General features: G+C 67.0%; 15 protein-coding genes, 1 tRNA gene, 2 rRNA genes and 1 other RNA gene. All 19 read left to right on the forward strand.

The window, feature by feature from the left end:
- Positions 1-356 precede the first annotated feature (356 nt).
- On the forward strand, positions 357-716 hold the full coding sequence (locus EPN29_04200) for a CBS domain-containing protein (GenBank protein ID TAN34092.1): 360 nt from the start codon (positions 357-359) through the stop codon (positions 714-716).
- Between the two features lie 133 nt (positions 717-849).
- The gene (locus EPN29_04205) at positions 850-2,550 is read left to right on the forward strand and encodes an ABC transporter ATP-binding protein (GenBank protein TAN34104.1); all 1,701 of its coding nucleotides are present in this window, start codon (positions 850-852) and stop codon (positions 2,548-2,550) included.
- Between the two features lie 86 nt (positions 2,551-2,636).
- Positions 2,637-4,370 (forward strand): ABC transporter ATP-binding protein, encoded by a 1,734-nt coding sequence (locus EPN29_04210; GenBank protein TAN34105.1) that lies wholly within the window; start codon positions 2,637-2,639, stop codon positions 4,368-4,370.
- A 37-nt stretch (positions 4,371-4,407) separates the two neighbouring features.
- Positions 4,408-4,623 (forward strand): hypothetical protein, encoded by a 216-nt coding sequence (locus tag EPN29_04215; GenBank protein ID TAN34093.1) that lies wholly within the window; start codon positions 4,408-4,410, stop codon positions 4,621-4,623.
- A 30-nt stretch (positions 4,624-4,653) separates the two neighbouring features.
- A complete protein-coding gene (locus tag EPN29_04220; protein ID TAN34094.1) occupies positions 4,654-5,148 on the forward strand; it encodes a hypothetical protein in 495 nt (164 codons plus the stop codon).
- A complete protein-coding gene (locus EPN29_04225) occupies positions 5,145-5,420 on the forward strand; it encodes a hypothetical protein (GenBank protein TAN34095.1) in 276 nt (91 codons plus the stop codon). Before EPN29_04220 ends, EPN29_04225 begins: the two co-directional genes overlap by 4 nt.
- A gap of 107 nt (positions 5,421-5,527) precedes the next feature.
- Positions 5,528-7,375, forward strand: coding sequence for a hypothetical protein (locus tag EPN29_04230; GenBank protein ID TAN34096.1), 1,848 nt, complete (start codon positions 5,528-5,530; stop codon positions 7,373-7,375).
- Complete coding sequence (locus EPN29_04235) at positions 7,372-8,967, forward strand: NADH-quinone oxidoreductase subunit M (GenBank protein ID TAN34097.1); 1,596 nt, start codon at positions 7,372-7,374, stop codon at positions 8,965-8,967. Before EPN29_04230 ends, EPN29_04235 begins: the two co-directional genes overlap by 4 nt.
- On the forward strand, positions 8,964-10,376 hold the full coding sequence (locus tag EPN29_04240; GenBank protein TAN34098.1) for a hypothetical protein: 1,413 nt from the start codon (positions 8,964-8,966) through the stop codon (positions 10,374-10,376). The genes EPN29_04235 and EPN29_04240 overlap by 4 nt, the downstream gene beginning before the upstream one ends.
- Positions 10,377-10,491: 115 nt before the next feature.
- Positions 10,492-12,726, forward strand: coding sequence for a penicillin-binding protein (locus EPN29_04245; protein ID TAN34099.1), 2,235 nt, complete (start codon positions 10,492-10,494; stop codon positions 12,724-12,726).
- On the forward strand, positions 12,638-13,426 hold the full coding sequence (locus tag EPN29_04250; protein TAN34100.1) for a CDP-alcohol phosphatidyltransferase family protein: 789 nt from the start codon (positions 12,638-12,640) through the stop codon (positions 13,424-13,426). Before EPN29_04245 ends, EPN29_04250 begins: the two co-directional genes overlap by 89 nt.
- 52 nt (positions 13,427-13,478) lie before the next feature.
- Positions 13,479-13,744: signal recognition particle sRNA large type (gene ffs / locus EPN29_04255), an RNA gene on the forward strand.
- A gap of 14 nt (positions 13,745-13,758) precedes the next feature.
- On the forward strand, positions 13,759-15,393 hold the full coding sequence (gene dnaX, locus EPN29_04260; GenBank protein TAN34101.1) for a DNA polymerase III subunit gamma/tau: 1,635 nt from the start codon (positions 13,759-13,761) through the stop codon (positions 15,391-15,393).
- A 14-nt stretch (positions 15,394-15,407) separates the two neighbouring features.
- Complete coding sequence (locus tag EPN29_04265) at positions 15,408-15,698, forward strand: YbaB/EbfC family nucleoid-associated protein (protein ID TAN34106.1); 291 nt, start codon at positions 15,408-15,410, stop codon at positions 15,696-15,698.
- Positions 15,699-15,705: 7 nt separating this feature from the next.
- Positions 15,706-16,305, forward strand: coding sequence for a recombination protein RecR (gene recR / locus EPN29_04270; protein TAN34102.1), 600 nt, complete (start codon positions 15,706-15,708; stop codon positions 16,303-16,305).
- Between the two features lies 1 nt (position 16,306).
- Complete coding sequence (locus tag EPN29_04275; protein TAN34103.1) at positions 16,307-16,999, forward strand: HAD family hydrolase; 693 nt, start codon at positions 16,307-16,309, stop codon at positions 16,997-16,999.
- 200 nt (positions 17,000-17,199) lie between these two features.
- Positions 17,200-18,711, forward strand: a 16S ribosomal RNA gene (locus EPN29_04280).
- Between the two features lie 366 nt (positions 18,712-19,077).
- Positions 19,078-19,153: transfer RNA gene (locus EPN29_04285), tRNA-Ala, on the forward strand.
- 124 nt (positions 19,154-19,277) lie between these two features.
- Positions 19,278-22,314 (forward strand): 23S ribosomal RNA (locus tag EPN29_04290); the annotation flags it as partial.

Below are 22,314 nucleotides of genomic sequence, written 5' to 3' on the forward strand. Positions count from 1 at the left end.
AGAGCAGATCATCATTAGTCACGGCGGCACCTCCTCATGGGCGTCAAGCACCCACAGGATGGGCCGCCGCTTCTACATCTGGGAAGTCCCCAGGTGTCTACAGATCTTGTGAGCCGTTCAGCCTAGTGCGCTGTCCCGGAAATACGTTGTGGGATCGCCACCAGAGTGGTCCAGATGCTAGGCGTCGGCGAGCACCGGAGCGAGTGCACTTGCGGTGCGTGAGCCAGGAGCGGAGCCGACAACGACGCAGATGGGCCGCTGTGGGGGATGAGTTTCGGCGCCGCCGAAATTGCACCGCCCCGCAGGGGCGCCGCAACCCGCAAGGTATTTCCGGGTCGGTGCACTAGTATCTGAGCATGGCCACGGTTCGCGAGGTCATGACGACCGAGCTGCACAGGGTCAGCCCCTCGACGACGGTGGGCGAGGCGGTGTCGATGATGGCCCAGAATCGCATCGGCTCGACCCTCGTGATGGAGGGGACCCGGCTCGTCGGCATCTTCACCGAGCGCGACACGGTGCGTGCGATCTCCCAGTCGCACGACGCCCCGAACCACGAGGTTTCGTCGTGGATGACCCGTGATCCGAAGACGGTGGATCCGAACGTGGACGTCGACGAGGCGCTCAGGACGATGCTCGACCATGGGTTCCGCCACCTGCCGGTGGTCGTCAACGGCGAGGTCGTCGGGATCGTCTCGATGCGAGACCTGGCCGGGTAACCGAACCGGCGAAACGCGGCGTAAACTCGGTGGTTCCCGCCATCCCGTGATTTGACGCGCCCAAAAACCGCGCAAAGGAAATCGCTTGGGTCTGCTGGCGCTCAGGCGCTACTTCCCGTACCTGCGACCTCACATGGGGCTCGTGGTCGTCTTCGGGCTGTCACAGGTCGGCAGCCTGGCGGCGGCCGCGTCGATTCCGAAGGTGATCCAGTACATCATCGACGGGCCGATCGCCGACCACCAACTTGGCCGGCTGCAGCCGATGGCGGCAGTGCTGGTGCTGATCGGCCTTCTTGAATTCGCCTTCATCTTCCTGCGCCGCAACTACTCGGGCGTGGCCTCCCTGCGGATGGAGACCGACCTCCGCAACGACTTCTACGCCCACCTCCAGGACCTGCAGGTGGCGTTCCACGACAACTGGCAATCGGGGCAGCTGCTGTCGCGGGCGATCTCCGACATCGCCACCGTCCGCCGCTTCGTCAGCTTTGGCCTGATCTGGTTTCTCCAGACCTTCGTCACGTTTGCCGTCGTCTTGGTGCTGATGCTGGCGCTGGATTGGGAGCTGGCGCTGGTCGTGGTTCTCTGCATGCTGCCCATCGCCTTCTTCAGCCACAGGTTCCACGACCGGTACAAGGTCATCGCACGCCGGCTGCAGGACCAGCAGGGTGACCTCACGACGGTCATCGAGGAGATGGCCACAGGCGTTCGGATCATCAAGGCCTTCGGCCGCATGCCGCTGATGCAGCAGCGGTTCGAGGACCAGGCCCGTCTGCTGCGCGCGACCAGCCTGACAGGCATCGAGGCGCGCTCCCGGCTGTGGACCCAGATCAACCTGCTCCCCAACCTGTCGCTCGTCGCGGTGCTGCTGCTCGGCGGCCTCAACGTGGTGCAGGGCACCCTCACCATCGGCGGCCTGGTCGCGTTCATGAACTACGTGTTCATGCTCACCTGGCCGATGGACGCCATCGGCTGGGTGCTTTCGATGAGCGAGGAATGCCAGACGGCCTCCGAGCGCCTGAGCGAGGTGCTCGACTCGCGTCCGCAGATCGCCGACCGCGCCGGGGCCCGAACCCTGGAGCGCTGCCGGGGCCACCTCGAATTTCGAGGCGTCGGCTTCAGGTATCCCAAGTCGGACGAGTGGATCCTGCGCGGCCTCAACCTGGTTGTCGAGCCAGGCGAGACCGTCGGCATCGTGGGGCGCACAGGGAGCGGCAAGACCACCCTGGCCTATCTGCTGCCTCGTCTGTACGACGTCGCGGAAGGGCAGGTGCTGCTGGATGGTATCGACGTCCGCGACCTGCGCTTGCGCTCGCTGCGATCACATATCGGTGTCGCTTTCGAAGATCCGATCCTGTTCTCCGCGTCCGTCCACGAGAACCTGGTCATGGGCAGGCCGGTGGTGTCCGACGAGGAGCTGAAGCGGGCCATCGAGGTCGCGCAGGCGGGGTTTGTTTGGGACCTGCCTTGGGGCCTGGAGACTCGCGTCGGCGAGCAGGGCTACACGCTGTCGGGCGGGCAGCGCCAGCGGCTGGCCCTGGCGCGAGCGGTTCTCGGAGCGCCAGCGGTGCTCGTGCTGGACGATCCGCTGTCGTCGGTCGACGTCCACACCGAGGCGCTGATCGAGGAATCGCTCGCCCGCGTCCTCCAGGGCGTGACCGGGCTTTTGGTCGTGCACCGGCCGTCCACGCTTGCGCTCGCCGACCGGGTGGCGCTCGTCGACGGGGGTACCGTCGCCGCCGCGGGCACCCACAGCGAGCTGATGAGCTCCAACGAGCTCTATCGCGCATTGCTCTCGCAGGAGTACGAGGCGAGCGCCAAGGAGGCGTCGGCTTGAGCGCCCCGGCTCCGGCCGATCGCTGGCGCGGCGTCGCCGCCGAGGACGTGGATGAGTTCTCGGCGAGCGTCGCCGGCCTGCTGCGCATGCGCAGCCGCCGGTTGCTGGCGAGGCTGGCGCGACCGTACCGCTGGGAGCTCGCGCTCGCGGGCCTGCTCATCCTGGTCCGGTCCGCCGCCTACCTCGCTCTTCCCTACCTGGTGGGTCTCGGCATCGACAGGGGGATCCGGCCCGGCCGCAGCGGCAACCTGACGACCCTGGTCCTGATCGTTGCCGCCCTCCTGCTCGCCCTGCTGATCAATGCGGCCGCCAACTACGCCTTCCTCCGGCTGTCCGGCCGCATCGGCGCGGACGTGTTGCTGGACCTTCGCAAGACGCTCTTCGCGCACGTGCAGGAGCTCTCGCTCTCCTTCTACGAGCGCTACACGTCGGGTCGCATCATCTCGCGGCTGACCTCCGACATCGACGCCCTCAACGAGCTGCTCGCGACCGGCCTCACCTCCGTCATCACGTCCCTCATCTCCGTGGTCGCGATCACGGTGATCCTGGTGCGTCTCGACACGCGCCTCGGCCTGGTCACGCTCGTCGTCATGCCGCTCGTGCTCGGGCTCACGTACTGGTTTCGCAACAACTCGGCGCGCTCCTACCGAGCCGTGCGCCGCGCGATCGTGCTCGTGATCGTCCACTACGTGGAGTCGCTTGGCGGGATCAGGGCCGTGCACGCGTTCCGGCGCGAGCCGCGCAACCAGGAGATCTTCGAAGACGTCAACGGCCGGTACCGAGACGCCAACATCTGGTCCAACCGTCTGGCTTCAACCTTCGGCCCCGGCATCACGCTGCTGGGCCGGCTCACGACCGCCTCGGTGCTGCTGTTCGGCGGCTACCTCGTCGTCCAGGGCGAGCTGACGCTGGGCGTGCTGACGGCGTTCGTCCTTTACCTGCGCCAGTTCTTCGAGCCGATGCAGGACCTGTCGCAGTTCTACAACATCTTCCAGGCGGCGGGAGCGGCGCTGGAGAAGCTCGCGGGAGTCATCGAAGAGGCGCCGACCGTGCCCGAGCCCGCGACAGCGGTGCGCCTGAGCGACGTCGCGGGCGCCGTCGCGTTCGAAGGCGTCACCTTCGCCTACCGCGACAAGGCCGTGCTGCACGACATCGACCTGCGGATCCCCGCCGGTCAGATCGCCGCGCTGGTGGGGGAGACGGGGGCGGGCAAGACCACGATGGCGCGCCTCATTGCGCGCTTCTACGACCCGACCGTCGGGCGGCTGACGCTCGACGGCGTCGACCTTCGCTCGCTCGCCGTCGAGGAGTTGCGTCGCGCGATCGTCGTCGTCACCCAGGAGAGCTTTTTGTTCTCGGGCACCGTCGGCGACAACCTGTTGTTCGGCAGGCCGACCGCGACCCGTGACGAGATGGTCACCGCCGCCCGCGCGATCGGCGCTCACGAATTCATCAGCGCGATGCCCGATGGCTACGACACCGACGTGAGGCGTCGCGGCGTGCGCCTCTCGTCGGGCCAGCGGCAGCTTGTCGCCTTCGCACGCGCGTTCCTGGCCGACCCGCGAGTGCTCATCCTCGACGAGGCGACGTCCTCACTCGACCTGCCGTCGGAACGCCTGGTGCAGCATGCCCTGCGGACGCTGCTGCGCGGCCGCACCGCGATCATCATCGCCCACCGCCTGTCCACGGTCGAGATCGCCGACCGGGTTCTGGTCGTCGATGCCGGCCGGGTCGTCGAGGACGGAGCGCCGGCCGACCTGCGACAGCGCACCGGCCGTTACGGCTCCCTGCACCGCGCGTGGGTGCAGTCGCTGGCTTGAGCAGGGCCGGGTGATGCGGTCGAATAGAATGGCGGCGATGCGTGGGCGCGCGTGGAGGCAGTGGGACCCGCTGCGCGTCGCGTCCGCGGGCCTGGGATCGGCGGTTGCGCTCATGCTGGCCGCCTACGCCGCCGGCGCGACGACTTCGAATCCAACTCCCGGTGGCGTCGTCTCCGCGATCGCGCTGCTCGCCATTGCCGGCTCCGGGCTCCTGTATGCTTGGCGGCTTGGAACCGGCGGCCTCGTCGAGTAGCCGGTAAAGACCACTCGTAGCAACCACGGAGTGCCGATGGACCCCCTCCACGCGATTGGCTTCTACGTGTCCGCCGCGCTGTCGGTGGGTGGCGGGCTCGCCGTCGCGTTCCTACCCACGCGCACGGCACGCGGCCTGGCGATTGGGGTCGCCGGGCTGGGCATTGCGGGCATCTACGCGTCCCTGTCGGCCGGTTTCGCCGGGATCGTGGCTTTGCTGTGCTACGCCGGCTGCGCCCTGCTCCTGGCCGGCGCCGGCTACCGGGCCGTCGAGTCCACGGTTGCCGGCGCGTGGCGGCAGGTCGGCGCCGTCGCGGCCGCGGGTCTCTTCGCCATCCTCGCGTACGCCGCCTTTCGCGGCGATTTCGTCCACGCGCCTTTTTATGGAGGCGCCATCGGCAGCGCCTCGCTGGGGAGGCTCTTGTTCGCCCACGACGCCATGGCGACGGAGGCGGTGGCGGCCCTGATTCTCGTGGCCCTGGTCGGAGCGGCCGCCGCGTGGCGCGCCCAGGAGCGGGGTCGATGAGCGCCGGCCTGGTGTCGGTGCTGTTCGTGGCCGCGGCCCTGGTGGCGGCCGGCGCTTTCGTCGCCGCCTGGAAAAAAGACCTGACCGCGGCCCTTGGCGGGCTGCCGTTGATGTTCGGCGGGGCGGGCGTGGCCTTCGCCGGCGTCTCGCGATTCGGGTCCGCCCAGGGTCCTGAGCTTCTGGGCCAGGAGGTCGCCACCGTGCTGGCGCTGGCCGCGCTGGCGGTGGTGGCGCTCGGCCTGGGAATCGCCGGTCGGGAGACTTCTCGCTGAGCCTCCTGGTCGCCGCGGGCGACATCCTGACGGCAGCCTCCGGCGCGGCTTCGGCCTCTCGACATGGGGGCTTCACGTTCGACCCGGCGACCACCCTGCCGTGGGCGGTGCCGCTCATGCTCATCGCCCCGCTCGCGGCTTTCGCGCTCGCGCTGTCGAGCGTGCGGACCCGCCGTTCGTCGGCCAACCTGGCGATGCTCGGGGCGGTCGTGGCCCTGCTGGCGACGCTCCTCGTCGGCTGGGGCCTGGCCAGGAAGACGGCGCCGTTCCTGGCCACCTATAGGTACATCAACCTGCCGGTGGCCTTCAACGGCCCGGTCAATTTCCAGGGTTTCGGGATCGACGTCGTCCTTCGTGTCGACCACGTCACGGTGGTGGCGCTGCTCGTCGTCGAGATCTGCGTCATCGGCGCTCTGGCATGGCACCAGGTGATGGGGCGCTCCGAGCCGGGGGCGGCGCGCTTCCACGCGCTCATCAGCGGGCTGCTGTTCGGCTGCGCCGGCGTCCTCGTGAGCTGGGACCTGGCCGAGCTGCTGGCGTTCTGGGGTGTCGCCGGAGCCGTGACCTACCTGCTCCTCGCGCACCGCTGGGGCGCCGATGAGCCGGCCCGCAGAGCTCGGGTGGCGCTGGCGCTGCCCTTCGTCACCGACCTGTCGCTTCTGTGCGGTGTCGCCTGGCTCTACGCCCGATACGGGGTGCAGAACCTGACCACACTGCTCCCGATCCTGCACACCAACCCCGGTTGGACGGTGCGGTCGCTGGTCGTCGCGGCGCTGCTCCTCTTCGTCGGCATTGCCGGCCGCCTGGCCCTGTGGCCGCTTCACGGGTGGGTGACGCAGACCGCCGTGACGGCGCCGCCAGCGGCATCGGCCGTCGCGCAAGCGGTCTGGTCGGTGCTCGCGATCGTCGTCCTCTACCGGGTCATGCCGATCTTCGTCGCGTCCAATGCGCAGACCCTGCAGGCCTGCCTTTACGGGTGCGGAGCGGCCGCCGTCATCGCGCCGCTGCTGGCGCTGTTCGGCAACGAGCCGCGACGCATCATCGGCCTGCTGGGCTCCGGCGTCGCCGCTGTCGGCGCGGCCGTGGTCATCCACGGATTCGAGAACCCCCACTTCACGTTTGCCGTCGCCGGCATCGCATGTGTGCTCGCGGCCGCGCCGGCACGGACGGCCGGGCCGCTCGCCGCCTCGGCCGTGGCCGGCGCCATGCGGACCGACGATCTCGCCGAGATGGGCGACGCGTGGCGCCGCATGCGCGCGAGCGCGGGCGCGATGCTGGTCGCGGGAACGGTCCTGGCGCTGAGCGCATCGGGCGCGCTCGCTTTTGCCGTGAGCTCGCGCTCCAAGCTCGGCATCGCTCTCGGTGAGGCGGTTTTGCTGATCTCCGTCGGCTCGCTGCGCGTCTTCCTCGCGATGGCCATCGGACCGCTCCGGCGGCGGCGGGCATTCGACCCCGACCGCGTGCGCGAGGCTCCGGCCGGCTCACTCGGATGGCCGTACTGGCTCGCTCTGTCGGGGGCGCTGCTCGTCATCGCGTCGCTGCTCGGCGGCTGGCTGGCATTCCTCGACGGGGGCAAGCATTTCGCGCCATCCCCGGGCGCCTATGGGTTGTGGATCGCGCCGGCGGTCGTCGGATTTGCGGCCGCGACCTTCGCCTACGGGCGCCACAAGGACGGCGCGTTGCGCGCCTCGGCCGTCTCCGGCGCCTGGCTGGGCCAGCTCGCGTCGAGCGGGTCGGCGGCGGTCGAGCGCTTCCTGGTCGCTCCGGCGGCCGGCATCGCACGCCGCACCGGCGACTTGATCGCGGCCGGTGACGGCCGTGTCGGAGGCGCCGCGACTGCGTCGGGACGGCTTGCCGTCGCCGCCGGGCGAGCGCCGGCCCTGCCGCTTTTGATCCTGCTCGCGGTGCTGCTCGCGCTCGGTGTGGGCCTGGTGGCGCCGGGTGTATTCAGATGATGCTGCTGAGCATCGCCGCCGCCAACCCTTCGCCCGCGCCCGTGACCGTCCCGGGCGCCGGCATCTTTTCGTCATCGCTCCTCCTGAGCCTGTCGATTTGGGTCCCCGTCGCCGTCGCCGTGGCCATCGCCGCCATGCCCAACCCGCGCGGCCGCTTCGACGTGTTGATGAAGCAGATCGCGTTCTTCACCAACTTCGGCCTGGTCTTCGTCCTGTTCATCGCCTACAGCCAGTTCGAAACCTTCCTGCCCAACATGCAGTACGAGGAGAAGGTCCCATGGCTCACGGCCGTCGGCGCCACCTATCACCTCGGCGTGGATGGGCCCGGGATGACGATGCTCATCCTGTCAGGGCTCATCGGCATCGCCTCTGTGCTCGCGTCACTCGGGGTGCGCGAGCGGGTGCGTGCCTATTTCTGCCTGCTGCTGCTCACACAGGGGGCCATCAACGGCGCGATCGTCGCCAGGGACATGTTCGTGCTCGTGCTCTTCTGGAGCGCCGCTGCCGTTCCCGTCGCGATCCTGATCCTCGGTTGGGGCGGAACGCGCCGGCAGGGCGCCGCCTGGAGGCTGCTGGCCTACTGGGGACTTGGGACCGGCGCGCTCGTGCTGGCGACGATGACGCTGTACGCCGCCGCCGGCGGCACCAGCTTCGACATGGACGTGCTGCTCAAGGCGACGATCAACCCGCGTGTGCAGCTGGCGGCCGGCGTCCTCCTGCTCGTCGCCGCAGCGACCCGTCTCCCGCTGTTTCCCCTCCACGGATGGATTCGCGATGCCTATGCCGAGGCTCCGGTCGGAGTGGCGGTCGTCGTTGCCGGAAGCGCCTCCCGACTTGGCGGCTACCTCCTGCTGCGCACCCTGGTCACCGCCGAGCACGACGCCGCCCACCTGCTGTCTCCCCTGCTCGCCGTCCTCGCCGCCCTGACCGTCGGTTATGCGGGAATCGCCGCGCTCCGATCGAACGACATCAGGCATGCCGCCGCCCACCTGGCGTTGATCCCCGGAGGGATCACCGTCCTCGCGCTCGCCGCCCTGTCCCCGCTGAGCATTGCCGGAGGCGTGCTCTCGTTGTTCTCGGGCGGGCTGGCCGCGGCGCTGATCGTGGGGGCGTGCGCGACCGTGGCGGATCGCGCCCAGTCGCGAAATCTCCTGGTCCTCGGTGGACTGGCGGCGCGGATGCCGAAGCTCGCCTGGCTTCTGGTCCTCGCGTCGCTCGGCGTGCTGGGCGTGCCCCTGCTCGCGAGCTTCCCGGCGGAGCTCATGACGTTTTTCGGCGCCTTCAAAACGCAGCCGGTGGGTGCCTTCGCCGTCGCCGCCGGCCTGGCGGTGGGAGCCGTCGCGCTGGCGGTTCTCCTGCGCCGGGTGCTGTTCGGCTCGCCCGTTCCCGACACCCCCGGGGTGTCCGACGCATCGCTGGGTGAGACCTGGTACTTGGGGCTTCTGGCGGGTGGGCTGCTGTGGGTCGGGTTGTTCCCGGGCGGCCCCAAGCTGCCTGGCACCGACACCCCGCTCTTCGACCCGGGCCTGGTCAACGTGATGAGCGCCGGCCTCACCGAGATCGCGTCGCCTTACACCGGGGCCACACCATGAAGAACCTGGTCCTCGTCCCCGAGGCGCTGGTCGTGGCCGGCGCTGTGCTCCTGCTGCTCGGGGGCCGCCTGGGCCGGCTGTCGCGGTCCTCGCGCCGTTACCTGCCCGCGGGTGCGGCCGCCGTGGCGCTGGGGGCTCTCGCCGTCGAGCTCTGGGCCGGCGCGACGCTGAGCACCTATTTCGGCGGCGCGCTCATCCAGGATCGTTTCGCCCTCTTCGCCAAGGCGGCGGTCCTGCTCACCGTCGCTGTGGCGCTCGCGGCGGCGGATTGGGGCGCCGAGGATTCGCTTTCGATCAGCCTTGCCATGCCGCTGCTGGCGGCTTTCGGGGTCATGGTGGCCGCGTCGGCGGGTGACTTCGTCGCGCTGTGGGCGGGGCTCGAGCTGGCGGCTGCGGCCGGCGTCGTCATGGTCTCGCTGCGCCGGCCCGACCTGGCGCTCCGGCTGCTGCTCGTGGGCGGCGTGGCGAGCGCTTTGGTTCTGATCGGGCTCGCCTTCATCTACGCGACCGCGGGGACCGCCGACCTCGGGCGGATGCGGGAGGTGCTCGTCAACGCCGCGCCGACGTTGCCCCTGGCCATCCCGGTGCTGCTCCTTCTCGGCGGCCTGGCGATCCGCGCCACGCTGGCCCCATTCCAGCTCGCCGGCCTGCGGGCCGGCCTCGGCGCATCACCGCTCGGGGCGGGATTGGTGCTCGGCCTGGTCGCCACCGCGGCGGCGATCGTCGCGATCAAGCTCGCGGCCGCCCTCAACCCCGTCCCGGCCGTGTTTTCGCCCTATCTCCAGGTGGTCGCGGCGGTCGCGATGGTGGGCGGGGGGGCGGCGGCCCTGGCCGTCCGGGCGCCGCGGGCGCGGCTCGCGTACCTGGCGGCGGGCCAGATCGGTTGGGTCGCGGCAGGCCTCGCCACCCACTACCGCGCCGGGCTGGGTGCCTCGCTGTTCCTGCTCGGAGCGTTCGCGGTGGCGGCAACCTGCGGGCCGGTGGTCATGGGCCGGGCGGAGGGGGGGGAGGCCGGGATCGCCGGCCTCGGTACCCTGCGGCCGGCGCGGGCGGTCGGACTTGCGCTGGCGATGCTCTCGCTGGCCGGCGCGCCACCGCTGGCGGGCTTCTTCGGCGAGTTCGCGGTCGCCGCGTCGCTCGCCCAGGGCGGCCATTTCGCCCTGCTGGCGCTCGGCCTGCTCGGCTCGGTCATGAGCCTGGTCGCGGCCGTCGGCACCTTGCGGGTCATCTATCTCCAGAGCCCGATCGAGGAGGCGCGACGCGGATCCGGCGCGGCGCCCGGGGCCTGGACGCGCTCCTCGGCCCTCGGCGCCGTGGCGCTTGGCGTCGTCATCACGGCCTACGGGATGCTCGGGAGCCCGATCCTGAGCCTGGCGGACCAGGGCGCCGAGGCGTTGGGGCTGCGCTAGCCGGGACGGCAGGTGGCGCAGGGAGTTCGCGGCCTGCGCTCGCTCGGCTCGGTAGACTGCCTTTCAGCGATCGTCGTTCACGTCGCAGAAAAAGCTCTGGAGGTCCCGCCCGGCATTGGCGTCTCGCCCGAAGCGCCGCACTCGAACACGAGAGCGGCCGCGCCGCACCGGCAAACGCTCCAATCGCGGTTGGCTCACGCGCCTGGCGCTGATCGCGGTCATCGCCCTCTCCGCGATCGGCATCCTCGGCACCGCCGGGACCATCGCCGCGGTCGACTACTTCGCCGGCGACCTGCCGTCCATCGACGCCCTGCAGACGGCCAAGCTGACGCAGACGACCCGCATCCTCGACCGCAACGGCAACCTGATCGAGGCGCTGTACCACGAGAACCGCACGGTCGTCCCGCTGAGCAAGATCAGCGTCAAGCTCCAGCGGGCCACGATCGCCACCGAGGACCGCACCTTCTACGCCAACAGCGGCGTCGATTACCGGCGGTTGATGATCGCCGTCTTCTACGACCTCACTCATCACTCCGCGACATTGGGCGGCTCGACGATCACCGAACAGGTGGTCAAGAACGACGTCCTCGACACCCAGGAGTCACAGAGCCGGACCATCAGCCGCAAGTTCCACGAGCTGCTGCTCGCGGAGGAGATGGAGCGCCGGTATTCGAAGCAGCAGATCCTCGAGCTCTACCTCAACAGCATTCCTTACGGGAACGGGGCGTACGGCGCCGAAGCGGCCGCAGAGACCTATTTCCAGGTCCATGCCAGCGACCTGAGCTGGGCCCAGGCGAGCTTTCTCGCCGGCCTGCCCCAGGCGCCGGCCGACTACGACCCCTTCGGCACGCCCGACCAGCTCCAGGCCGCCAAGTGGCGGTGGCATGCGGTGCTGGAGGGGATGGTGTCGGTGGGCGACCTGAGCGCCTCGGCGGCCGACGCGGCCTATCGCAGCGACCTGATCGCGAAGATGCTCGCGGCCCACAAGGCGCTGCCCGCGCAGCGCAACCCGCTGACCGCGCACTTCGCCGACTACGTGGAGCAGTACATCGCCCAGCGGTACGGCCAGCGGGCGCTATACGACGGGGGCCTCACGGTAACGACGACGCTGGACCTCGGCACGCAGGCGAATGCCGACAAGTGGGTCAAGGCGGGAGTGCACGCGTACGCCCGTCGCGGCGTGAACACCGGCGCCATGCTGGTCATGAATCCCAGCGACGGGGAGATCCTCGCCATGGTCGGCAGCGCGGACTACAACAACGCCACCATCCGCGGGCAGATCAACCTCACGGGGGTCGATCCGCTCGGGTGGCGCGGCATCGGCTCCTCGTTCAAGGCCTACACCTACGCGGCCGCGCTGCAGGCGGGATTGGTGACGCCCGCGACCCCGCTGAACGATGAGAGCGGCGTCATCGGCGGCCACACCTTCAATGACTGGGACGCCAAGCACGAGGGCTGGATAACGCTCCGCAAGGCTCTGGCGGAATCGCGCAACCTGCCTGCGCTGTGGACGTACGGCCAGGAGGGCGGCGATCGCGTGGTCTCTTTCATGCACAACCTCGGCATCACCGCCGCCATCGAAAACCCCGCCGGCGTGGCCACCACGCTGGGCCACGACCCGATCTCCATGGAGGAGCATCTCGCCGCCTACTCGGCGTTCGACAACGGCGGATATCGGATCAGCGGGCACCCCGTGCTGAAAGTCACCGATCCCAGCGGCAAGGTGCTGGAGGCATTCGATCCGGCCGCGGGTCGCGTGCAGGTGATCAGCCCCGACCTGGGATACCTCATGACCGATCTCCTCCGAGGCCCGGTCAAGCTCTACCTGGGCGACCTGGGCCGTCGGCCGGCCGCGGGCAAATCGGGGACGACCGAGGCCTACACCGGCTCGATCTTCATCGGCTACACCCCCGACCTGGCGGTCGCCGCGTCGCTGATGCACATCGACGCCGGCCCCACCTGCGACTCCGGCTACGCGTATCTCGCGACCAACTTCCAGCCCTCGGGCTGGCTCTGCCCCACGTCGGTCCTCTTCGGGGAGAACGTGGGGGTCTCGGTCTGGAAGCCGTTCCTGGAGGAGTACTACTCGTCCCACCCGTGGCCCGCCATGTGGGTGCAGCCACCCGGCGTCGTCACGCGGCAGGTCTGCGCCTACGACGGCGGCACGATCGCCAGCGGCGGCTACAACGAGATCTTTCTCAAGGGCGCCGGCGAGCCGAACTACCCATGCGGTGCCAACCCACACCCGGGCCAGGCGCCATATGCGCTGCCGTCGCCCAGCCCGCCGCCAAGCCCATCGCCGGGACCGAGCCCATCGCCGGGACCGAGCCCTTCGCCCACGCCTCACTAGGCTATGCGCCGTGCGGCTCAACCGGGCCGGGATTGCCGGCGGCATCTTCCATCTGGCGCTGGGCCTGGCCTGGGTGTTCGGCGCCGGTCCGCCAGGGCCGGCCTGGCTGCTGGTCGCCTGGTTCGTCGCCGTGGCCCTGGTCGGATCGTTCATCCCGGGTGCGGCCAACCAGATTTCGCTGACGCGGGCGCATCTGGCCGCGCCGGCGCTGGCCTACTCGCTGGCGCCCGGGCGGCTCGGGCTGATCGCGGTGGTGGTGGCGATCGCCGGCCTAAGCGACCTGGTCGACGGCACGATCGCGCGGCGGCTCGCCCGTCCGTCCTCGCTTGGTGGGGCGCTGGACCCGGTCGTCGACGGCGTGTTCATGGGCGCGGTGGCGCTCGGCCTGGCCGCCGGTGGGGCGTTTCCGCCGTGGCTCGCCCTGGTGGTCGTCACGCGGTACCTGGTGCCGGTGCTGGCCGGCGGCGTGCTGATCGCCCTGGGCCGGCAGCCTGAGCTGCGTCACACGCTGACCGGGCAGGTCTCGACCACGCTCATCCTCATCCTGCTGGGCGGCATCAGTCTTTTCCGGGGCCTGGACCAGGACTCCAGCGGGCTGGTGTCCGCCGGCGAGGTGGTCATCTCGATCTCCACCGCGGCGACGTTCGCGCACCTGGCGTGGGCTTCGCGGCGGCCGGTCGCCGCCCCCGAGCCGGGTTGAGGTCGGGCTGGGCGCGGTCGTCTCGCTCGGCCCCCTGTAACATTGCTCGTGGTCGCGCTAAGTGGGGTGCTGGCGGTACCCTGCACCGGCAATCCGCCTTAGCCGGACCGAATTCCCGCGCTGAGGTCAGGGTTCTCACGCCTGGCCGCGGCAAACGGCGTTGAAGGTCGGGACCTGCGCAGCTTGGGTCTCCGAACCCCGTCAGGTCCGGAAGGAAGCAGCGGTAAGGAGTCAACCCGGGGGTGCCGCAGCCATCCGGGCCGGAGCCGTGAACCGCGGTGCGAGCTGGGGGTCTTCGATCGAGGCGGGGGTGCGCGGCCACCCTCAAAGCCATGCCTGAATATCAGAGCCTCTACCGCAAGTACCGCTCGCAGACCTTCGCCGACCTGGTCGGCCAGGATGCCGCCTCGCGGGCGCTGCAGGGCGCGATCGTCAGCTCGCGCGTGGCGCACGCGTACCTGTTCAGCGGCAGCCGGGGGACGGGCAAGACGTCCGCGGCCCGGCTGCTGGCGAAGGCGCTCAACTGCACCGGCCGCGCGCGGGATTCAGCCGAGCCTTGCAACCAATGCCAGTCGTGCGTCGAGATGACGGCGGGTTCGGCACTCGACCTGATCGAGATCGACGCGGCCTCCAACCGCGGCATCGACGAGATCCGCGACCTGCGCGAGAAGGTGAACCTCGCCCCGGCTCTCGGGCCGTTCAAGGTCTACATCATCGACGAGGCTCACATGCTCACCGAGCCCGCTTTCAACGCGCTGCTGAAAACGCTTGAGGAGCCGCCCGCGCACGTGGTGTTCGTGCTGTGCACGACCGACGCGCAAAAGATCCCGCTCACCGTCATCGGGCGTTGCCAGCAGTTCGTCTTCCGCCGCCACGGCGAGGATCAGATCGTCGGGCGCCTCACGCACATCGCCAAGTCCGAAGGGGTGCGGGTCGATGCCGAAGCGATGCTGCTGATCGCACGTACCGCCCAGGGTTCGATGCGCGATGCCGTCGGTCTGCTCGACCAGCTGGTGCCCCTGGCGACAGGCGCGAGCGGGGGAATCTCCCCCCTCGAGGGCGCCGCGGATCGCGCGCCCGGCGTCCCGCCTTCGCCCATCACCCTGGAGGCGGCTCGCTCGCTGCTCGGCATCGCCGATCCACGCCTCCTGGATTCCCTGCTGGACGACGTGCTCGCCGGGCGCGCGGCGGAGGCGCTGGCGGAGCTGAATCGCGTCTACTCGGCCGGCGCTGAGCTCAGGCAGGTGGTGCGGGGCCTGATGGAAGGCGGCCGCGACCGGCTCGTCGCCTCGCTCTCCAGGCGTGACCAGGCGACGGCCCGGCGGCTGTCGGGCGTGCTCGACGCGCTGCTTCATCTCGACGGTGAGGTGCGGCGCCATGCCGAGCCACGGCTCCTGGTCGAGGCGACGCTGGCGCGCCTGGCGGTTGAGCTCGGCGCCACCGAACAGCCGGTCACCTCGACTCCGAGCCGCGATGCCGAGCTCCCCACCTCGCCGGCGCCAAGACCGCCGGCGCAGCCGCGAGCGGAGGCCCAGGCGCCCCCACCCGTAGTGAGCTCCACGCCGGGGGGTGGGGACGCCGAAGCGCCCCCGGTGTCGGTGAGCCCCGGACCGCAGGACACCGGGAGCATCGCCGGCTGGAGCGGGGTCCTCGAGAAGCTGAACCGCACGGTGCGCGCCGCCTACCTCGACGCCCAACCAGAGGTCGCCGGGTCGAATCTGATCCTGTGGTTTCGATACGGGTTTCATCACAAGAAGGCGCAGGAGCAGTCGGCGCAGCTGGCGCCGCACGTGCGGGCTTGGTTGGGAGACCAGGTGAAGGTCGAGTACCGGTTGAGAGATGCCGGCCTTGAGCCGGCGAAGGCGGGCCCGAAAGCGCCCGCGAGCCCTGAAGACGACCCCTTCGTGCGGGAGGTCGTGCGTAGGTTTGACGGCCGCGTGACACGAGTCAAGGAGGTCTCGGAGTGAAGGACCCGATGAAGATGCTGCGGCAGGTGCAGCAGATGCAGGGCAAAATGTCGAAGCTGCAGTCCGAGCTCGAGACCGACGAGGTCGAGTCGAGCGCGGGCGGCGGGGCGGTGCGGGTGGTCGCCACCGGCACCCAAAAGCTGCTTTCGGTGACCATCGATCCGGCGGCCGCCGCGGATACGGAGATGCTGCAGGACCTGGTCGTGGCGGCGGTCAACGAGGCGATGGAGAAGTCCAAGCAGCTGGCGGCCGAGAAGATGCAGGCGCTTACGTCCGGGTTGGGCCTTCCACCCGGTTTGATGTAACCGAGACTTGCCGCAGCTGCCTGAGCCTCTCGAGCGGCTCATCCAGGAGCTCTCGCGACTGCCGGGCATCGGGCCCAAGACCGCGCAGCGGCTGGCCTTTCATCTCCTGCGGTCGGACCGCCAGCGGGCCGACTCGCTGGCGAAGGCGATCCAGGACGTGAAGGCGCGCATCGGTTACTGCGAGCGCTGCTACAACATCGCCGAGGGCGGACTGTGCGCGATCTGCGCGTCGGCGCGCCGGGACGCGTCGGTGCTGTGCGTGGTCGAGTCCGCGCTCGACGTCCTGGCGGTCGAGCGCACGGCGGAGTTCAATGGGCTGTACTTCGTGCTCCATGGCGTGATCTCGCCGATCGACGGCATCGGGCCCGAACAGCTCCACGTGCCGCAGCTGCTGGATCGCGCCCGTACCGAGGGCGTCGCGGAGGTGATCATCGCCACCGACGCCGACATCGAGGGTGAGGCGACCGCCGTGTACCTCCAGCGCGCCCTGCTGCCGCTGGGGATGAAGGTGACGCGCCCCGCCCACGGCCTGCCGGTCGGAGGCGACCTCGAGTACGCGGACGAGCTCACCCTGGCCCGGGCGATGGCCGGCCGCCGCGCCTTCTGAAGTGTCGACTCCCAAACTGTCCGCGCATCCCGCCCTGCTCTTCGACCTCGACGGCACCCTGGTCGACAGCGTCTACCAGCATGTCCTGGCCTGGCACGAGGCGTTGGCGGTCGAGGGGCTGGAGCTGTCGGTGTGGCGGATACATCGCCGGATCGGCATGAGCGGAGGCCTCTTTCTCAGGGCCCTCGTGCGGGAGCTCGGCCACAGCCTGACCGCAGAACAGGCCGAGAGGTTGGGCCGGTCCCATACGGAGGGCATCATCCGCCGCATGGACCAGATCCACCCGCTTCCCGGCGCCCGCGACCTCCTGGCCACGTTGTCGGCGATGCGAGTGCCCTGGGCGATCGCCACCAGCGGCAGCGGCAAGACCGCGGCCGGAGCCCTGGCCAAGCTCGGAATTCCCGCCGGCACCCCGGTCATCACCCGCGACCAGGTGGCCTACGCCAAGCCCAATCCCGACCTCTTCATGGCCGCCGCCGAGCGCCTGGGTGTGCCGCCGCACGACTGCTTCGTGATCGGCGACAGCATCTGGGACCTCCTCGCGGCGCAGCGCGCCGCCGCGCTCGGCGTCGGAGTGCTGTCCGGCGGCTACGGCCGAGAGGAGCTGGAGGGGGCGGGCGCCTACCGCGTCTATGACGATCCGGCCGACCTGCTCGCTCACCTGGACGAGCTTGGAATCAGATCGGGAGAGTAGCCGGCGGGAGTTTGGCGGCCGGAGCTTGCAATGGGACCCCGGCGCCAGGTAGAATTCGCAGGTTCCTCCGACGGAAAGGATTCGTGCGCCCTGCGGGGCGGCGACCTGTCGAGAGGGGCCAGCACTTTGACAACTGAAGAGTGGGAAAGACTCTGAGAGTCTTATGACTCAGGGCGAAGGCCTTGGGTCCTCCGTTTTGGACGGAGAGTTTGATCCTGGCTCAGGGTTAACGCTGGCGGCGCGCATAACACATGCAAGTCGAGCGAGGGCTCATTTCCCGCAAGGGAGATGGGTTCCTAGCGGCGAACGGGTGAGTAACACGTGGGCAACCTTTCCTATCGCGGGGGATAACACCGGGAAACCGATGCTAATACCGCATGTCGTCACCGGCCGCATGGCCGGTGAACAAAGCAGCAATGCACGATGGGATGGGCCCGCGGCCTATCAGCTAGTCGGTGGGGTAACGGCCTACCGAGGCGATGACGGGTAGCTGGTCTGAGAGGACGGCCAGCCACACGGGGACTGAGACACGGCCCCGACTCCTACGGGAGGCAGCAGTGAGGAATCTTCCGCAATGGGCGAAAGCCTGACGGAGCGACGCCGCGTGTGGGATGAAGTCTTTCGGGATGTAAACCACTGTCGGAGGGGAAGACATCGACGGTACCCTCCAAGAAAGCCCCGGCTAACTACGTGCCAGCAGCCGCGGTAATACGTAGGGGGCAAGCGTTATCCAGATTCACTGGGCGTAAAGCGCGTGTAGGCGGCTGGTTAAGTGTGATGTGAAATCTTCCGGCTCAACCGGAAAACTGCATTGCAAACTGGCCTGGCTCGAGTACAGGAGAGGGAAGCGGAATTCCAGGTGTAGCGGTGAAATGCGTAGATATCTGGAGGAACACCAGTGGCGAAGGCGGCTTCCTGGCCTGTAACTGACGCTGAGACGCGAAAGCGTGGGGAGCGAACCGGATTAGATACCCGGGTAGTCCACGCCCTAAACGTTGCGAACTAGGTGTTGGTCGGATTGACCCGATCAGTGCCGCAGCTAACGCATTAAGTTCGCCGCCTGGGGACTACGGCCGCAAGGTTAAAACTCAAAGGAATAGGCGGGGGCCCGCACAAGCAGCGGAGCGTGTGGTTTAATTCGAGGCAACGCGAAGAACCTTACCTGGGCTTGACATGCAGAGGAAACGCTCATGAAAGTGAGCGCTTCCCGCAAGGGACCTCTGTGCAGGTGGTGCATGGCTGTCGTCAGCTCGTGCCGTGAGGTGTTGGGTTAAGTCCCGCAACGAGCGCAACCCCTGTCCTTAGTTGAATGTTCTAGGGAGACTGCCGGGCGAAACCCGGAGGAAGGTGGGGATGACGTCAAGTCCGCATGCCCTTTATGTTCAGGGCTACACACACGCTACAATGGCCGGTACAACGGGTTCCAACACGGCGACGTGAAGGCAATCCCTAAAAGCCGGTCTCAGTTCGGATTGCAGGCTGCAACTCGCCTGCATGAAGCCGGAGTTGCTAGTAACCGCTGGTCAGCACACAGCGGTGAATACGTTCCCGGGCCTTGCACTCACCGCCCGTCACATCACCCGAGTCTGGTGCTCCCGAAGTCGCTGGCCGAACCCGTAAGGGACGGAGGCGCCGAAGGAGTGCCCGGTGAGGGGGGTGAAGTCGTAACAAGGTAGCCGTACCGGAAGGTGTGGCTGGATCACCTCCTTTAAGGAGTCTCTCCTTAAAGCCCATCGGGGCATTGGAGGCTCGTCAAGTCAGAGTTCGCAGTAACGACCGTCAACTAGGTCCCGAAGACTAGCGATCGGATGCCCAAAGGCAAACGCAGCGCGAAGAGTACGGTCCCGAACGCGGTTCGAGCGTCATCGCAAGATGATGGAAGGCGGCTCAGTTCGCGGTGTGAATCCGTCTCGTTCTTTCGTTTCGAGTGCACAAGCAAACAGATTCAAGGTTCAGTCCTGTCTTTCCCACTCTTCAGGCCTCAAGGTCTGAAAACCTCCCGCGGAGACGTATGTGCTCCGCACGCGGAGGGAGGCGCCGAATCTGGCGCCGTTATAGCACGGGATTCCCGTGCCCCAGGGGATGTAGCTCAGCTGGGAGAGCACCTGCTTTGCAAGCAGGGGGTCAGCGGTTCGAATCCGCTCATCTCCACCAGCACATTGACAACCGAATAGGTCTAATGAGATCTCCAGAATGCCGTAAAGCAAAACTGGATCCTCTTTCTGATTTGACGTGACTGAAAAACGATTCTTCAGCGACTGAAGAGTGGTTATAGGTCGAACAAGCTAGTAAGGGTCCGAGGTGGATGCCTAGGCACCAAGAGCCGAAGAAAGACGTGGCTACCTGCGATAAGCACCGGGGAGTTGGAAGCGAACGATGATCCGGTGATTTCTGAATGGGGCAACCCGCTCGAGGTAATGCTCGAGCACCCCTGGTTGAACACATAGACCAGGTGGAGGGCACCCGGGGAACTGAAACATCTTAGTACCCGGTGGAAGAGATATTCCCTTAGTAGAGGCGATCGAAAAGGGAGCAGCCTAAACCGTGTGCGTGTCAAGGCGGCGGCCGTTGCGCACGCGGTGTCGTGGGATCGTTTGTCGAGCTCTGCCGAGTTCGAGCGGAGTTACAAAGCCGGCGGTTAGCCGAAGCAGGTGGAAACCTGCGCCACAGAAGGTGACAGCCCTGTAGGCGAAAGCTGACCGGCCTCCGTAACGACACCCGAGTACCCCGGGACACGCGGAATCCTGGGGGAATCCGCACAGACCACTGTGTAAGGCTAAATACTCTTGGTGACCGATAGTGAAGAGTACCGTGAGGGAAAGGTGAAAAGCACCCCGGGAGGGGAGTGAAATAGAATCCTGAAACCTTGGACCTACAAACTGTCAAAGGCCTAGGTGCGCAACCTTCGGGAAGTGCACAGGCTGATGGCGTGCCTTTTGTAGAATGAGCCGGCGAGTTACTGTCTGTGGCGAGGCTAAGGGGGTTACACCCGGAGCCGTAGCGAAAGCGAGTCCGAATAGGGCATGACCCCGCAAGGGGCTGTAGTCGTAGGCAGTAGACCCGAAACTTGGTGACCTACCCATGGTCAGGATGAAGCGGAGGTAAAACTCCGTGGAGGTCCGAACCGACTTAGGTTGCAAACTGAGCGGATGAACTGTGGGTAGAGGTGAAATGCCAATCGAACCAAGAGATAGCTGGTTCTCCTCGAAATGCCTTTAGGGGCAGCGTTGTTGTGGGCTGTCGCAGGTAGAGCACTGAATGGGCTAGGGGCGGTTCCCCCGTTACCAAACCCAACCAAACTCCGAATAGCGGCAGGTTAAACAGCAGCAGTGAGACCGTGGGGGCTAAGCTTCACGGTCAAGAGGGAAACAACCCAGACCATCGGCTAAGGTCCCAAAGTGAAGACTAAGTGGCGAAGGAGGTCGCTTCGCACAAACAACCAGGAGGTTGGCTTAGAAGCAGCCACCCTTTAAAGAGTGCGTAACAGCTCACTGGTCGAGTGAAGTGGCGCCGAAAATGATCGGGTCTCAAGTCTTCCACCGAAGCCATGGAGTCGCAGCGCAAGCTGCGATTGGTAGAGGAGCTTCGTGCACGCAGTGAAGCATGAACGTAAGTCCGTGTGGAGCTTGCACGAGTGCGAATGCCGGCACAAGTAGCGTAAAGGTCGGTGAGAAACCGGCCCGCCGTAAATCTTAGGTTTCCTGGGCTACGTTAATCGTCCCAGGGTCAGTCGGGCCTAAGCCGAGGCCGAAGGGCGTAGGCGATGGACAACTGGCGCACATTCCAGTACCACCTCGCGTTCGTTACACCAATGGGAGGACGAAGGAGGGTAGGCCAACCGGACGATCGGATGTGTCCGGCCAAGGTTGTAGGGAGCCCTGATTGGTAAATCCGTCGGGGCGTTAATCCTGAGAGCTGATGGGGAGCTTCCAGCGATGGAGGCGTAGTGGCTGATCCCAAGCTTCCGAGAAAAGTCTCTAGGAAGAACGCAGGTGCCCGTACCGCAAACCGACGCTGGTAGATGGGAAGAGGATTCCAAGGCGATCGAGAGAAATCTGTCTAAGGAACTCGGCAAAATAACCCCGTAACTTCGGGAGAAGGGGTGCCCTTGGCGGTGTAGGAGTTGACCTCCGAAGCCGTTGAGGGTTGCAACTAAGAGGCCCAACCGACTGTTTACTAAAAACACAGGTCTCTGCGAACCCGTAAGGGGACGTATAGGGGCTGACGCCTGCCCGGTGCCGGAAGGTTAAGGAGAGAGCTGCAAGGCTTGAACTGAAGCCCCGGTAAACGGCGGCCGTAACTATAACGGTCCTAAGGTAGCGAAATTCCTTGTCGGGCAAGTTCCGACCCGCACGAATGGCGTAACGAGTTGGGCGCTGTCTCGGACAGATACTCGGCGAAACTGCAATACCTGTGAAGATACAGGTTACCCGCGGCAGGACGGAAAGACCCCGTGGAGCTTTACTACATCTTGGCATTGGATTGGGGTTTAGCGTGTAGAGGATAGCTGGGAGGCTGTGAAGCTCGGGCGTCAGCCCGGGTGGAGCCAACAGTGGAATACCAGCCTCGTTGAACTTTAGTTCTAACGGTGCCCCTGATCGGGGTTCCGGACAGTGCCTGGTGGGTAGTTTGACTGGGGCGGTCGCCTCCCAAAAAGTAACGGAGGCGCCCAAAGGTTCCCTCAGCCTGGGCGGAAATCAGGCGCAGAGTGCAATGGCATAAGGGAGCTTGACTGTGAGACTTACAAGTCGAACAGGGACGAAAGTCGGGCATAGTGATCCGACGGCTCGGTGTGGAACGGCCGTCGCTCAACGGATAAAAGTTACCCCGGGGATAACAGGCTTATCGGGCCCAAGAGTTCACATCGACGGCCCGGTTTGGCACCTCAATTTGGGGTGAGACGGTAGAGATACCGTCAGAAGTATCGGCTTATAACGGTGAACCCCTAAACCGCCGGCATGGTGCATTGAGCACGATGCGACACGGTGGGCGATACCGTGGGAAGTCTGTCGGAAGCGCGACCAAACGTGACCAATCGCTTCCGCGAAATGACCCCGTAACGACTGTGGCCAATCGCCACGGTGGCAGTTCGTGCCTGAAGGCAAATAAATGACTGCCACAACACGCCGACCCCTCGCTCTTGGTCGAGCAGGGTGAAGATATAGTCTGCGCTGCCGGAAACGGCGGAGAACGTGCGATGTCGGCTCGTCGCATCCTGGGGCTGGAGTCGGTCCCAAGGGTTGGGCTGTTCGCCCATTAAAGCGGTACGCGAGCTGGGTTTAGAACGTCGTGAGACAGTTCGGTCCCTATCCGCC

Source organism: bacterium, assembly GCA_004299235.1.
In the GTDB taxonomy this organism is placed as follows: domain Bacteria; phylum Chloroflexota; class Dormibacteria; order Dormibacterales; family Dormibacteraceae; genus SCQL01.

Coding starts and splice junctions, on each gene's coding strand:
- EPN29_04200 (TAN34092.1), top strand. CDS start 357: ATGGCCACGGTTCGCGAGGTCATGACGACCGAGCTGCACAGGGTCAGC.
- EPN29_04250 (TAN34100.1), top strand. CDS start 12,638: ATGCGCTGCCGTCGCCCAGCCCGCCGCCAAGCCCATCGCCGGGACCGA.
- dnaX (TAN34101.1), top strand. CDS start 13,759: ATGCCTGAATATCAGAGCCTCTACCGCAAGTACCGCTCGCAGACCTTC.
- EPN29_04235 (TAN34097.1), top strand. CDS start 7,372: ATGATGCTGCTGAGCATCGCCGCCGCCAACCCTTCGCCCGCGCCCGTG.
- EPN29_04205 (TAN34104.1), top strand. CDS start 850: ATGGGGCTCGTGGTCGTCTTCGGGCTGTCACAGGTCGGCAGCCTGGCG.
- EPN29_04225 (TAN34095.1), top strand. CDS start 5,145: ATGAGCGCCGGCCTGGTGTCGGTGCTGTTCGTGGCCGCGGCCCTGGTG.
- EPN29_04240 (TAN34098.1), top strand. CDS start 8,964: ATGAAGAACCTGGTCCTCGTCCCCGAGGCGCTGGTCGTGGCCGGCGCT.
- EPN29_04210 (TAN34105.1), top strand. CDS start 2,637: ATGCGCAGCCGCCGGTTGCTGGCGAGGCTGGCGCGACCGTACCGCTGG.
- EPN29_04265 (TAN34106.1), top strand. CDS start 15,408: ATGCTGCGGCAGGTGCAGCAGATGCAGGGCAAAATGTCGAAGCTGCAG.
- EPN29_04215 (TAN34093.1), top strand. CDS start 4,408: ATGCGTGGGCGCGCGTGGAGGCAGTGGGACCCGCTGCGCGTCGCGTCC.